Genomic DNA, 12,428 nt, shown 5'->3' with positions numbered 1-12,428 from the left:
GGAGGCGCTATGTACCTCGGCATTGATATTGGCACATCAGAGCTTAAAGCCTTGCTGCTGGATGAGCAGGGGGAAATCGTGGCGTCGCAGCATGCGACGCTGACGGTACAGCGTCCGCATCCACACTGGGCGGAACAGGATCCGCACGCCTGGTGGCAGGCGACCTGCCAGGTTGTGGCAGCGTTACGTCAGCAGGCGCCGCAGGCCTGGTCTTCGGTGCGCGCCATAGGACTTTCGGGCCAGATGCACGGAGCCGTATTACTGGATAAGAATGGAAACGTATTGCGTCCCTGCATTTTATGGAATGACACGCGCAGCGCCCCGGAGTGCGATGACCTGCGCGTGCGCCACCCTGAGATGATGGCGATAAGCGGCAACATGATCATGCCGGGGTTTACCGCCCCGAAGCTGCTCTGGGTGGCGCGCCATGAGCCAGAACTATTCCAAAAGGTTGATAAGGTCCTGCTGCCAAAAGATTACTTACGCTGGCGCCTGAGCGGCGAATTTGTCTCCGATCCTTCCGATGCGGCAGGCACGCTGTGGCTTGATGTAGCAAAACGCGACTGGTCAGAAACGCTGCTGGCGGCGACTGACCTGCGTCGTGAACAAATGCCGCGCCTGGTGGAGGGCAGTGCGGTGAGCGGCGTGTTGCGGGCTTCACTCGCGACGGAATGGGGACTCAGCGCTGATGTCGTGATAGCGGGCGGCGGCGGCGATAACGCCACGTCGGCGGTGGGCGTGGGGGCGATAAACCCCGGCGATGCGCTGATCTCGCTTGGCACCTCGGGTGTCATTTTTGTCGTCAACGATGCGCTTCAGGCGGACCCAACATCCGGAGTACATGCGTTTTGCCATGCTCTGCCGGCGCGCTGGCACCAGATGAGCGTTATGCTCAGCGCCGCAAGCTGTCTGCGTTGGATATGTAATCTGTTGGGCGTTACGGAAAGCCAACTGATGGCGGAGGTGGCGCGCCTTTCTGATGAGGAAAAAAGGCGGGCGCCTATCTTTCTGCCCTATCTGAGCGGCGAACGGACGCCGCATAACGATCCCCACGCCACCGGCAGCTTCTTTAACCTGCGACATGAAACCTGTCGCGCGCTATTAGGGTACGCGGTGATCGAAGGCGTTACCTTCGGCCTGGCTGATGGCATGGCGGTGCTGGGAACGGCCCGGGATACCATTACGTGCTGCAGCCTGACCGGCGGAGGGGCGCGCAGCCCGCTCTGGGCGCAACTTATCGCCGATGTGCTGCAGGTGCGCGTGGTAACGCATCCTGCAAGCTCCTCGGGCGCGCTTGGCGCGGCCCGGCTCGGCTGGCTGGCGAAAGGAGGCGAAGCGCAAAAGGTCTGCCGCAAGCCGCCCGTCTTACACGCCTTTGAACCCGATGATGCGCGCTATCCCTGGCTTGCGCAGCGGCTGGCTCTGTTCCGCCTGCTTTATCAACAGCAGCAGCAGGCCCGCGAGTTATTACCCGACTAATTAAGACAAACGGCCCGGAAACCGTCGTCGTTTCCGGTCTACCTGTACCCAAATTAAGAGGACGGTGTTATGCAATCTCAACAATACTGGTTTGGCCTGCCCAGACATTTGCTGTGGGGGTTTATCGCTATTGCCATCTTCATGAGCGGTGATGGCTTTGAGATGGCGTTTTTATCCAAACACATTACCGATCTCGGGTTCAGCCCGGCGCAATCGGCAATGGTTTTTGCCGTTTACGGCTTTGCCGCCGCGCTGGCGGCCTGGGCATCGGGCGTCGTCGCGGAGCTTATCACCCCGCAAAAAGCGATGCTGATCGGCTTTGCGCTGTGGATTGTGATGCATACGTTGTTTATGGCGCTCGGCTTAGGACTGCGCAACTATCCTTTAATGCTGCTGTTTTATGGCATCCGCGGGCTGGCTTATCCGCTGTTTATTTACTCGTTTATGATGATGCTGGTACAGGTACTGCCGCGTGAGAAGCTGGCGGCGGCGACGGGCTGGTTCTGGGCGATGTACTCGGTCGGTATTGGCGTGGTGGGAAGCTATCTGCCAAGTTTTACCATTCCGATGATAGGTGAAACCGGTACGCTGTGGATGGCCATTGGTTGGGTTGCGCTGGGCGGCATCACCGCGTTTATTAGTCTGCGCAACGTGCCGGTGGACCGCTCGCGGGTAAATTTGCCGGTGAAAGAAAAAATGACGGAATTGAGCCGGGCGGCGACCATTCTGTTTACCAACCGCGACATTTTTTACGCCTGCCTGATTCGTATTATTAACACGCTGTCGCTTTTCGGTTTTGCCATCATTATGCCGCTGCTGTTCGTTGACCGTCTTGGCTTCACCATTTCCGAATGGCTGCAAATCTGGGCAGTGTTCTTCTTCGTAACGATTTTTACCAACATTATATGGGGGATTACCGGTGAGTATATCGGCTGGATCCGTCAGGTGCGTTGGTTTGGCTGTCTGGGCATGGCGGTCTCCAGCCTGACCTTTTACTACCTGCCGCTCTGGGCGGGACACAACTTCGCGATGGCGCTGATCCCGGCGGTTATGTTGGGGATTTTCGTCGCCGCTTTTGTGCCGATGACGGCAGTGTTCCCGACGCTTGAGCCGCATCACAAGGGCGCTGCGGTATCGATTTATAACTTGTCCGCTGGCATGAGTAACTTTCTCGCCCCCGCAATCGCATCGCTCATTTTGCCTTTCTTCGATATAGAAGGCGTAGTATGGGCCTATACCGGGCTGTACGTTTTTGCGGGCGTGCTGACTTTCATTATCAACGTTCCGCAGCCGAAACGCGCCTCAAAAGCGGCGAAAGCCGCCGACGCCTACGCTGAACAACGTATCTGAATGCCGGGCCACGCAAGTGGCCCTTTTTTCACCGCACCACGTCATGCAGCGCTTCTTCCAGGTCAAACCAGCGAAAGCCGAAGCCGGACTCTTCAAGCCGCTTCGGCAGCGCGCGCTGGCCGCCCAGCACCAGCACGGCGGATTCGCCCATGATCAGGCGCACGGCGCTTGCCGGCGCGCGCATAAAGGCGGGGCGGTGCAGCACGTGGCCGAGCGCATGCGCGAACTGCTCGTTGCGAACCGGGTAAGGGGAGACCATATTGAACGGCCCGCGCAGGTCGTTGTTCAACAGCCAGAGGATGGCGTTGACCATGTCATCAACGTGGATCCAGGCGAGATACTGACGGCCGCTGCCGATAGGCCCGCCGAGCCCGGCGCGAAAAAGCGGCACCAGTTTGCCAAGCATGCCGCCTTTCGGCGCCAGCACCGCGCCGGTGCGCAGCAGGCAGACGCGGGTTTTGTCGCTCTGCGCCCCGCAGGCGATTTGCTCCCAGCGGGCGCAGAGTTTATGGGTGAATTCGTTATGCGGCGGTTCGTCTTCATTCACCACCACTTCGCCCAGATCGCCGTAATATCCTGTAGCGGAGCCGGAAATCAACACCTCTGGCGGGTTTTCGCCAGCGTGAAACATCTCTACCAGACGCTGGGTTGTCTGCCAGCGGCTCTGACATAGCCGCTGCTTTTGCGCCTCCGTCCAGCGCTTGTCGGCTATCGGCTCGCCCGCAAGGTTAATGACGGCGTCAAACTCGTCGAGGTTTTCATGATCGGTAAGCCCTTTCCACAGATTGACGCGGGCGTCGAACGTGGTGCGGGCTTTGTTGAGATCGCGAGTGACGACGGTGACGTGGTGACCCAGCTCCAGCAGGCGCGGCACAAGGTGACGGCCAATCAGGCCAGTGCCGCCAGTTATCAGGATATTCATGCAACCTCCCGGTTGCGCTTAGCGTCGCCAGCTCATGGTCATTGAGACGGAATCGGCGTAACGCAGCGCGTGAAGTTTATCTATCTCCACTTCAGCATAGGTGACCCAGGCGTGATCGCGCGCGATATTGAGCACATCCTGGGTTAATTTCTCCAGCAGGGAGAAGCGGTTGCTCTCGACATGCTGAATTATCTGCTTGGTAATGGTGCGGTAGTTCAGCGCGTCGTTGATATCTTCGCTGGCGCGCGCTTTCTCCGCCGGATAGTGGATCGTCACGTTGACGACGATATCCTGTCGGTTTGCTATCTCTTCTTCTTTGATACCGATAAAAGTGCGCAGGCGCAGGTTTTTGACGCGAATAATGGCGTCTGGCTGCTGTGTCATGCCGGTTTCCTCCGTGGGGCTAAGTGGCGCCTATCATACAGGAGGAAGCGAAGCGCGCCCATGCCGGGCGCGCCATTGTCAGACGGTTTCCGCGCGTTTCCAGGCGCGCTCCGTGGCCGGGCGGTTCTGGATGCGGGTAAACCAGTTATTCACCGCCGGATAGATGTTGAGATCGATGCGCTGGCGCTCGTGAGACACGACCCACGGATAGGCGGCGATATCCGCAATGCTGTAGCCGTCGCCACCGAGCCAGGGCGTCTTCTCCAGCCGTTTGTTGAGCACGCCATACAGGCGCTGCGTCTCTACCTGATACCGTTCAATGGCGTAGGGCACCGGTTGCGGCGCGAAATGATTAAAGTGGTGATTTTGCCCAAGCATCGGGCCGAAGCCGCCTACCTGCCAGAAGAGCCACTGCAGGGTCGCCTGCCGCTCGCGCAGTTCAGTACTCAGCAGCTTGCCGGTTTTCTCTGCTAAATAGAGCAGAATGGCGCCGGATTCGAAAATGCTTAGCGGGCCGCCGCCGTCGGCAGGGTCATGGTCGATAATGGCCGGAATTTTATTATTAGGCGAGATGGCGAGAAATTCGGGTTTGAACTGCTCCCCTTTGCTGATATCCACGCGGTGCAGGCGATAATCGAGTTCCGCTTCCTCCAAAAACAGCGTCACCTTGTGACCGTTCGGGGTGGGCGCATAGTACAGGTCGATCATAACAACTCCCGTCAGAACGTAATGAAAATTCCTCTTCCGGCAAGTATAGGCGCAAAGCGTGCACGCGCAGGCAGCGCAGGGGTTTCTGGCAGGTGACAGCCCGATGTTTTGCTGTATATTTTTTAATTTTACCCCTGAAGCCTGCGAGGAAATATGTCCACACCTGCTATTACGCTCTGGTCCGACGCCAATTACTTTAGTCCGTACGTTATGTCCGTTTACGTGGCGCTACAGGAAAAGGGGCTTGATTTCTCGCTGAAAACCATCGATTTGTCGAGTGGAGAACATCTCAGGCCCGGCTGGCAGGGCTTTGACTCAACCCGCCGGGTGCCGCTATTGCAGGTGGGCGATTTTTTTCTTAGCGAATCTTCCGCGATTGCTGAATATCTGGAAGAGCGTTTCGTCCCGCCAGTCTGGAGCCGTCTTTATCCGCATGAGCTTGAAAAGCGCGCCCGCGCGCGGCAGGTGCAGGCGTGGCTGCGCAGCGACCTGATGCCGATACGCGAAGAGCGACCCACGGAAGTGGTGTTTGCCGGCGAGAAAAAAGCGCCTTTAAGCGAGGCGGGTCGCCAGGCGGCGGAAAAACTCTTCGCGCTTGCCCAGTCATTGCTGGTGGAAGGGCAGCAAAACCTGTTCGGCGAATGGTCGATTGCCGACACCGATTTAGCGCTGATGCTCAACCGCCTCGTGCTTAATGGCGATGCGGTGCCGGAACGGTTGGCGGATTATGCGGCGTTTCAGTGGCAGCGGGCTTCCGTTCAGCGTTTTATCGCACTCTCTGCGAAGCATCCGGGCTGATAAGCCAGGCGGGATAGGCTATCATTCGCCAACCGAATACAGACTTACAAAGGTGAGTTATGAAACTGATGATTGCATCGGATATTCATGGTTCGCTACCGGCTACCGAGCGCCTCCTTGCCTTGTTCGGGCAGAGCGGCGCCCGCTGGCTTATTCTGCTTGGCGACGTGCTTTATCATGGCCCGCGCAACGCGCTGCCGGAAGGTTACGCGCCAGCGGAAGTGGCCGAACGGCTCAACAGGCTGGCGGATAAAATTCTTTGCGTGCGCGGAAACTGCGACAGCGAAGTGGATCAGATGCTGTTGCAGTTCCCCATTACCGCGCCCTGGCAGCAGATACTGCTCGAAAAGCAGCGTCTGTTTTTGACTCACGGTCATCTCTATCACCCGGAAAACCTGCCGCCGCTGGGCGCAGGCGATGTGTTTGTCTCAGGACACACGCATATTCCGGTGGCGGAGCGCCGAAACGACATCATCTTCTTCAACCCAGGCTCCGTCAGCATACCCAAAGGGGGCTTCGCCGCGAGCTATGGCATGCTGGAAGATGACGTTTTGAGCATTAATGCGCTGGATAATTCTGCGGTTATTGCGCAGATTTCAATTAACCCGTAAGTTGAGCTATTAATCATAAACGCGCCGTAAGAGCGCTTAGCGAGAAGGTTTCCCGATGGTGGAGCAGAGTCATTTGGCAGGCACGGAATGGGTGGATATTGTCAACGAGGACAATGAGGTGATCGCGCAGTCGAGCCGCGAACAAATGCGCGCCGAACGGCTGCGTCACCGCGCGACGTATATCGTGGTGCACGACGGGATGGGCAAAATCCTCGTGCAGCGCCGCACAGAAACCAAAGATTTCCTGCCAGGCATGCTCGACGCCACCGCAGGCGGCGTGGTTCAGGCGGATGAAGCGCTGCTGGAAAGCGCCCGCCGCGAGGCGGAAGAGGAGCTTGGCATCGCAGGCGTGCCATTCGCCGAGCACGGGCAGTTCTATTTCGAAGATGAAAACTGCCGCGTCTGGGGCGGGCTGTTCAGCTGTGTGACCCACGGTCCGTTCGCGCTGCAGGAGAGTGAAATCAGTGAAGTATGCTGGATGTCGCCGGAAGAGATCACCGCTCGCTGCGATGAGTTCACGCCGGATACCTTAAAAGCGCTGGCGCTGTGGCTCAGTCGTAACGCCAGCACCGAATCCAGCAAGGCGGAAGAAGCGTAATCGCGACGTTTTGCAGGAAATAAAAAAGGCAGCCAGGTGGCTGCCTTTTTCGTTGCCGCAGCAGATTACTGCTGGGAAGCCTGAATCGCAGTCAGGGCGATGGTGTAGACGATATCGTCAACCAGCGCGCCGCGGGACAGGTCGTTTACCGGCTTACGCATACCCTGCAGCATCGGCCCGATGGAGATCAGGTCTGCGGAACGCTGTACGGCTTTGTACGTGGTGTTGCCGGTGTTCAGATCCGGGAAGATGAACACGGTAGCGCGACCCGCAACCGGCGAGTCCGGCGCTTTGGACTTCGCTACGTCCGCCATTACCGCAGCGTCATACTGCAGCGGGCCGTCAATCATCAGATCCGGGCGTTTTTCCTGCGCCAGACGAGTCGCTTCGCGTACTTTCTCAACGTCGCTTCCCGCGCCGGAGTTGCCGGTGGAGTAAGAGAGCATCGCTACGCGCGGCTCAATGCCGAAAGCGGCAGCGGAGTCAGCGGACTGAATCGCGATTTCCGCCAGCTGTTCTGCGGTCGGATCCGGGTTGATCGCGCAGTCGCCGTAAACATAAACCTGCTCCGGCAGCAGCATGAAGAACACGGAAGAAACGAGCGAGCTGCCCGGCGCGGTTTTGATTATCTGCAGCGGCGGACGGATGGTGTTGGCGGTGGTGTGTACCGCGCCGGAAACCAGGCCGTCGACTTCATCCTGCTCCAGCATCAGCGTGCCGAGCACCACGTTGTCTTCCAGCTGTTCGCGAGCCACCGCTTCGGTCATGCCTTTGCTCTTACGCAGCTCAACCAGACGGGCGACATAGCTTTCGCGAACCACTTCCGGATCGACGATTTCGATGCCGGTGCCGAGCTCAACGCCCTGCGCGGCCGCCACGCGGCTGATTTCATCCGGGTTGCCTAACAATACGCAGGTCGCGATGCCGCGCTCGGCGCAGATGGCCGCCGCTTTTACGGTACGCGGTTCGTCGCCTTCCGGCAGCACAACGCGTTTGCCCGCTTTGCGCGCAAGCTCGGTCAGCTGGTAACGGAACGCTGGCGGAGAGAGACGGCGGCTGCGCTCGGAAGTGGCAGACAGGGAATCAATCCACTCGGTGTTGATGTGGCTTGCCACATATTCCTGTACTTTCTCGATGCGCTCGTGGTCGTCAGCAGGCACTTCAAGGTTGAAGCTCTGCAGGCTGAGCGAGGTCTGCCAGGTATTGGTGTTGACCATAAAGACCGGCAGGCCGGTGGCGAAAGCGCGCTCGCACAGCTTGTTGATGCGGGCGTCCATTTCGTAGCCGCCGGTCAGCAGGATAGCGCCGATTTCCACGCCGTTCATCGCGGCCAGGCACGCGGCAACCAGCACGTCCGGACGGTCTGCCGAGGTGACCAGCAGCGAGCCCGGGCGGAAGTGTTCCAGCATGTGCGGAATGCTGCGCGCACAGAAGGTGACAGACTTCACGCGGCGGGTTTTGATATCGCCTTCGTTAATGATGGTGGCGTTCAGGTGGCGAGCCATGTCGATGGCGCGGGTGGCTATCAGATCAAAGCTCCACGGCACCGCGCCCAGTACGGGCAGCGGGCTGACGGTCTGCAGATGCTGCGCATCGATGCTGACCACTTTCGCTTTCGTAGAGTCGTCGAAAATCTCAGAGAGATCCGGACGGGTGCGGCCCTGCTCGTCAACCGGCGCGTTCAGCTTGTTGACGATAACGCCGGTAATGTTGCCGTTTTTCGTGCCGCCGAAGCTGCTGCGAGTCAGTTCGATGCGCTCTTTCAGCTGTTCCGGGTTGTCGGTGCCCTGAGACATCACGAACACGATTTCCGCGTTCAGCGTCTTGGCGATTTCATAGTTCAGCGACTGGGCGAACTGATGTTTGCGGGTCGGCACCAGGCCTTCCACCAACACCACTTCAGCGTCTTTGGTGTTCTCGTGGAAGCGAGCAATGATCTCTTCCATCAACACGTCTTTCTGGTTGCTGGAAAGCAGCGATTCGACGTGGCTCATACGCAGCGGTTCAGCAGCCGGCAGGTTGCTGTTGGCGCGCACGATAGCAGTGGTCTGATCGAGCTTATCGCCGCCGGTACGCGGCTGGGCGATAGGCTTGAAGACGCTCAGACGAACGCCTTTACGTTCCATAGCGCGGATAACGCCGAGGCTGACGCTGGTCAGGCCGACGCTGGTTCCGGTAGGAATAAGCATGATAGTACGGGACACGGTTTATCCTCTTTCGTTCGTTGCGGCCAGAATCCTCTGGCGCGACACAAAACAACACCGCCAGCACAGGCTGGCGGTGGGGTATCAGGCGGTCAGACGGCTGGCGTCCTGAGCGATAACCAGTTCTTCGTTGGTCGGGATGACCACGGCGAGGGTGGTGCCTTCTTTGTTAATGAAGCCAGACTTGCCGAAGCGGGCGGCCAGGTTGCGCTCGTGGTCGACTTCAAAGCCGAGCACGCCCAGTTTGCCAAGGGAGAGTTCACGCACCATAGCGGCGTTCTCACCGATGCCGCCGGTGAAGACCACGGCGTCCAGACGGCCTTCCATCAGCGCGGTGTAGGAGCCGATGTATTTCGCCAGGCGGTGGCAGTAAACGTCCATCGCACGCTTCGCGTCTTCTTTCGCTTCGTAGTTGTCTTCAACGTAGCGGCAGTCGCTGGTCACTTCGGTCAGACCCAGCAGACCGGACTCTTTGGTCAGCAGCTTGTTAATCTGATCAACGCTCATGCCCAGCGCATCGTGCAGATGGAATACGATAGCCGGGTCGATGTCGCCGGAACGGGTGCCCATCACCAGACCTTCCAGCGGGGTCAGACCCATAGAGGTATCCACGCATTTGCCGTTACGGATAGCAGAGACCGAGCCGCCGTTGCCCAGATGGCAGGTAATGATGTTCAGCTCTTCCACCGGCTTGTTCAGCATTTTGGCCGCTTCCTGAGTGACATAGAAGTGGCTGGTGCCGTGCGCGCCGTAACGGCGGATGCCATGCTCTTTGTACAGTTTGTACGGCAGAGCGTAGAGATAAGACTCTTCAGGCATGGTCTGATGGAACGCGGTGTCGAATACGGCCACGTTTTTCTTAGCCAGTTTCGGGAAAGATTTCAGCGCTTCAGCGATGCCGATAAGGTGAGCCGGGTTGTGCAGCGGGGCGAAAGAGGCTGCATCTTTGATGCCCTGGATGACCGAGTCGTCAATCACGACTGAGCTGGTGTACTTCTCGCCGCCATGTACGATACGATGACCAATTGCGGTCAGCTGTGCGGAGAGTTCAGGTTTTTGTGCCAGAATAGTATTAACGATGAAGTTCAGCGCTTCGCTGTGTGCAGCGCCTGCGCCCAGCGCAGCTTCCTGCTTACCGCCATCCATTTTCCATTTGATGCGGGCTTCAGGAAGATGGAAACACTCGGCCAGACCGGAGAGGTACTCTTCACCATTAACAGCATCGATGATTGCGAATTTCAGTGAGGAGCTACCGCAGTTGAGAACCAGTACTAACTTACTCGACATGGAAGTACCTATTATTGATACGTGGCTAAAAAAACGTCAGGGAGTCTCTGAGCGTAGCGCAAGATGACGCCGACATTTATGATTAACGTCATGCCAGGCGAACATTCTGCCATGACAAGAAATACTCATGAGTTTACGCCATTTTGCGCGTTTTTTCGGCAACGGCGTTTTATGAATTAGTTTGACAGCGTCCGGCGCCCGGTCTACGCCATCACAGGCGCGCACAGGATACTCGATCGCGGCGAGGATTGACAAAATATTTTGAACGTTGTCATGTACAGTTGTTATCTTGCACGATTATTTTATTTTTTATATTTGAAGTTGAGGTGACGCCATGTCTACACCCGAAAATCGCCCGGTGAGTTTCTTCAGTCTGTTCCGTCGCGGGCAGCACTATGCGAAGACGTGGCCTCTTGAAAAACGCCTCGCTCCCGTCTTTGTTGAAAACCGCGTTATCCGCGCCACCCGCCATGCAATCCGCTTTATGCCGCCGATTGCCGTATTTACATTATGCTGGCAAATTGCGCTTGGCGGGCAGCTGGGCCCGGCGGTCGCGACCGCGCTGTTCGCCCTGAGCCTGCCGATGCAGGGGCTGTGGTGGCTTGGCAAACGTTCGGTCACGCCGTTGCCGCCTTCGGTATTGCAATGGTTTTACGAAGTGCGCGGCAAGTTGCAGGAGGCAGGGCAGGCGCTGGCGCCGGTCGAAGGCAAGCCTGATTATCAGGCGCTGGCCGATACGTTAAAGCGCGCGTTTAAGCAGCTCGACAAAACTTTCCTTGATGATTTGTAATTGACCCCGGGTTGCGCATATAAAGGAAGGCACACTTTTTCTGTGCTCTCAGGCCTTTTATGCGCGCGCTACGCGCTCAGGAGTCAATAATGGAAATGACCAACGCCCAACGTCTGATCCTCTCGAATCAGTACAAAATGATGACCATGCTCGACCCGGACAATGCCGAGCGTTATCGCCGTCTGCAGACGATTATTGAGCGCGGCTACGGCCTGCAAATGCGCGAACTCGATCGCGATTTCGGCCAGCTTCCCGAAGAGACCTGCCGCACCGTCATCGACATTATGGAAATGTATCACGCGCTACGCGTCTCCCGGGAAAACCTGAAAGATAACCAGACGATTGACGAGCGCCGCGTGACGTTTCTCGGCTTTGACGCTGCGACCGAAGCGCGTTATCTCGGCTACGTACGTTTTATGGTCAACACCGAAGGACGCTACACGCATTTCGACGCGGGCACGCACGGCTTTAATGCGCAAACCCCGATGTGGGAAAAATACCAGCGCATGCTGAAGGTCTGGCAGTCCTGCCCGCGTCAGTATCACCTGAGCGCCAATGAAATTATGCAAATTACTAACGCCTGACGGGAGCTGGATGTGAAGTGTAAAGGATTTTTATTCGACCTCGACGGTACGCTGGTGGATTCGCTGGCGACCGTGGAGCGCGCCTGGTGCAGCTGGGCCGATCGTTTCGGCATCAGCCATGAAGAGGTTTTAGGCTTTATTCATGGCAAGCAGGCCATTACCTCGCTGCGCCATTTTATGCCAGGCCGGAGCGAAGAGGAGATTGCCGCCGAGTTTTCCCGACTCGAGCAAATTGAAGCTTCCGATACCGAAGGTATTGTGGCGCTCCCGGGCGCGAAGGCGCTGCTTGCGCAACTGAACGAGGCGGATATTCCCTGGGCTATTGTGACCTCAGGTTCAATGCCGGTCGCCTCGGCGCGCCGTAAGGCAAGCGAGCTGCCGCTGCCGGAAGTGTTCGTCACGGCGGAACGCGTTAAGCGTGGGAAACCGGAGCCGGATGCTTACCTGCTTGGCGCGCAACTGCTGGGCCTGGCGCCTGAAGAATGCGCGGTTGTGGAAGACGCCCCGGCGGGCATTCACTCCGGCCTTGCCGCCGGTTCGCCCGTCATTGCGGTAAACGCGCCTGAAACCACGCCGCGTCTGGATGAAGCTGCGCTGGTCATAACACGCCTGGATGAGCTGTCGATTGAAAAAATGCCTGACGGCGCCGTTATCGTCAGTAAAAAGACGCATTCATGATGTAACCCCGGATCGCCTCTGCGCGAACCGGTTAT

13 protein-coding genes are annotated in these 12,428 nt (G+C 57.9%); 8 read left to right on the top strand and 5 right to left on the bottom strand.

Annotated features, from left to right (window positions below; all coding sequences use genetic code 11):
- Positions 1 to 9 precede the first annotated feature (9 nt).
- Positions 10 to 1,479 carry a xylulokinase gene (gene xylB / locus ACU4F7_RS15625; protein ID WP_481637298.1) on the top strand — a complete coding sequence of 490 codons (1,470 nt, stop codon included), beginning with the start codon at positions 10 to 12 and terminating at the stop codon, positions 1,477 to 1,479.
- Between the two features lie 69 nt (positions 1,480 to 1,548).
- Positions 1,549 to 2,829, top strand: a complete 1,281-nt coding sequence (locus ACU4F7_RS15620) for an MFS transporter (protein WP_029593455.1) — start codon at positions 1,549 to 1,551, stop codon at positions 2,827 to 2,829.
- Positions 2,830 to 2,857: 28 nt separating this feature from the next.
- On the opposite strand, the gene ACU4F7_RS15615 is transcribed toward ACU4F7_RS15620, so the two are convergent.
- The 3 genes from ACU4F7_RS15615 to yfcG form a co-directional block, all read right to left on the bottom strand.
- Positions 2,858 to 3,751: a TIGR01777 family oxidoreductase gene (locus tag ACU4F7_RS15615; RefSeq protein ID WP_481637297.1), complete on the bottom strand. Its 894-nt coding sequence runs from the start codon at positions 3,749 to 3,751 to the stop codon at positions 2,858 to 2,860.
- An 18-nt stretch (positions 3,752 to 3,769) separates the two neighbouring features.
- Entirely contained in the window at positions 3,770 to 4,135 is a 366-nt protein-coding gene (folX, locus tag ACU4F7_RS15610; protein WP_035888750.1) for a dihydroneopterin triphosphate 2'-epimerase, read from the bottom strand.
- A 78-nt stretch (positions 4,136 to 4,213) separates the two neighbouring features.
- Complete coding sequence (gene yfcG / locus ACU4F7_RS15605; protein ID WP_481637296.1) at positions 4,214 to 4,843, bottom strand: GSH-dependent disulfide bond oxidoreductase; 630 nt, start codon at positions 4,841 to 4,843, stop codon at positions 4,214 to 4,216.
- A gap of 153 nt (positions 4,844 to 4,996) precedes the next feature.
- Here yfcG and yfcF point away from each other — a divergent pair, with 153 nt between their 5' ends.
- The 3 genes from yfcF to yfcD are packed head-to-tail and all read left to right on the top strand — an operon-like array spanning position 4,997 to position 6,850.
- Positions 4,997 to 5,641, top strand: a complete 645-nt coding sequence (gene yfcF, locus ACU4F7_RS15600) for a glutathione transferase (protein WP_481637295.1) — start codon at positions 4,997 to 4,999, stop codon at positions 5,639 to 5,641.
- 59 nt (positions 5,642 to 5,700) lie between these two features.
- The gene (gene yfcE, locus ACU4F7_RS15595) at positions 5,701 to 6,252 is read left to right on the top strand and encodes a phosphodiesterase (RefSeq protein WP_029593451.1); all 552 of its coding nucleotides are present in this window, start codon (positions 5,701 to 5,703) and stop codon (positions 6,250 to 6,252) included.
- Between the two features lie 55 nt (positions 6,253 to 6,307).
- Positions 6,308 to 6,850 (top strand): NUDIX hydrolase YfcD, encoded by a 543-nt coding sequence (gene yfcD / locus ACU4F7_RS15590; protein ID WP_029593450.1) that lies wholly within the window; start codon positions 6,308 to 6,310, stop codon positions 6,848 to 6,850.
- A 65-nt stretch (positions 6,851 to 6,915) separates the two neighbouring features.
- On the opposite strand, the gene pta is transcribed toward yfcD, so the two are convergent.
- On the bottom strand, positions 6,916 to 9,054 hold the full coding sequence (pta, locus tag ACU4F7_RS15585; RefSeq protein ID WP_029593449.1) for a phosphate acetyltransferase: 2,139 nt from the start codon (positions 9,052 to 9,054) through the stop codon (positions 6,916 to 6,918).
- An 84-nt stretch (positions 9,055 to 9,138) separates the two neighbouring features.
- Entirely contained in the window at positions 9,139 to 10,341 is a 1,203-nt protein-coding gene (ackA, locus tag ACU4F7_RS15580) for an acetate kinase (protein WP_024556215.1), read from the bottom strand.
- Positions 10,342 to 10,675: 334 nt separating this feature from the next.
- Here ackA and yfbV point away from each other — a divergent pair, with 334 nt between their 5' ends.
- The 3 genes from yfbV to ACU4F7_RS15565 all read left to right on the top strand — a co-directional run bounded on the left by yfbV (position 10,676) and on the right by ACU4F7_RS15565 (position 12,393).
- On the top strand, positions 10,676 to 11,131 hold the full coding sequence (yfbV, locus tag ACU4F7_RS15575; protein ID WP_024556216.1) for a terminus macrodomain insulation protein YfbV: 456 nt from the start codon (positions 10,676 to 10,678) through the stop codon (positions 11,129 to 11,131).
- A gap of 89 nt (positions 11,132 to 11,220) precedes the next feature.
- Positions 11,221 to 11,715: a YfbU family protein gene (locus ACU4F7_RS15570; RefSeq protein WP_024552764.1), complete on the top strand. Its 495-nt coding sequence runs from the start codon at positions 11,221 to 11,223 to the stop codon at positions 11,713 to 11,715.
- 12 nt (positions 11,716 to 11,727) lie between these two features.
- On the top strand, positions 11,728 to 12,393 hold the full coding sequence (locus ACU4F7_RS15565; protein WP_029593448.1) for a sugar phosphatase: 666 nt from the start codon (positions 11,728 to 11,730) through the stop codon (positions 12,391 to 12,393).
- Positions 12,394 to 12,428 lie beyond the last annotated feature (35 nt).

It is taken from the genome of Franconibacter pulveris, assembly GCF_056780215.1.
Note: the sequence above shows the minus strand (reverse complement) of the source record. Positions and strands in the feature narration are given on the sequence as shown.

Bases quoted from the DNA above. Each gene is read 5' to 3' on its own strand.
- ackA (WP_024556215.1), bottom strand. From the start codon at position 10,341: ATGTCGAGTAAGTTAGTACTGGTTCTCAACTGCGGTAGCTCCTCACTG.
- yfcE (WP_029593451.1), top strand. From the start codon at position 5,701: ATGAAACTGATGATTGCATCGGATATTCATGGTTCGCTACCGGCTACC.
- yfcF (WP_481637295.1), top strand. From the start codon at position 4,997: ATGTCCACACCTGCTATTACGCTCTGGTCCGACGCCAATTACTTTAGT.
- folX (WP_035888750.1), bottom strand. From the start codon at position 4,135: ATGACACAGCAGCCAGACGCCATTATTCGCGTCAAAAACCTGCGCCTG.
- xylB (WP_481637298.1), top strand. From the start codon at position 10: ATGTACCTCGGCATTGATATTGGCACATCAGAGCTTAAAGCCTTGCTG.
- ACU4F7_RS15620 (WP_029593455.1), top strand. From the start codon at position 1,549: ATGCAATCTCAACAATACTGGTTTGGCCTGCCCAGACATTTGCTGTGG.
- ACU4F7_RS15615 (WP_481637297.1), bottom strand. From the start codon at position 3,751: ATGAATATCCTGATAACTGGCGGCACTGGCCTGATTGGCCGTCACCTT.
- ACU4F7_RS15570 (WP_024552764.1), top strand. From the start codon at position 11,221: ATGGAAATGACCAACGCCCAACGTCTGATCCTCTCGAATCAGTACAAA.
- yfbV (WP_024556216.1), top strand. From the start codon at position 10,676: ATGTCTACACCCGAAAATCGCCCGGTGAGTTTCTTCAGTCTGTTCCGT.
- yfcG (WP_481637296.1), bottom strand. From the start codon at position 4,843: ATGATCGACCTGTACTATGCGCCCACCCCGAACGGTCACAAGGTGACG.
- yfcD (WP_029593450.1), top strand. From the start codon at position 6,308: ATGGTGGAGCAGAGTCATTTGGCAGGCACGGAATGGGTGGATATTGTC.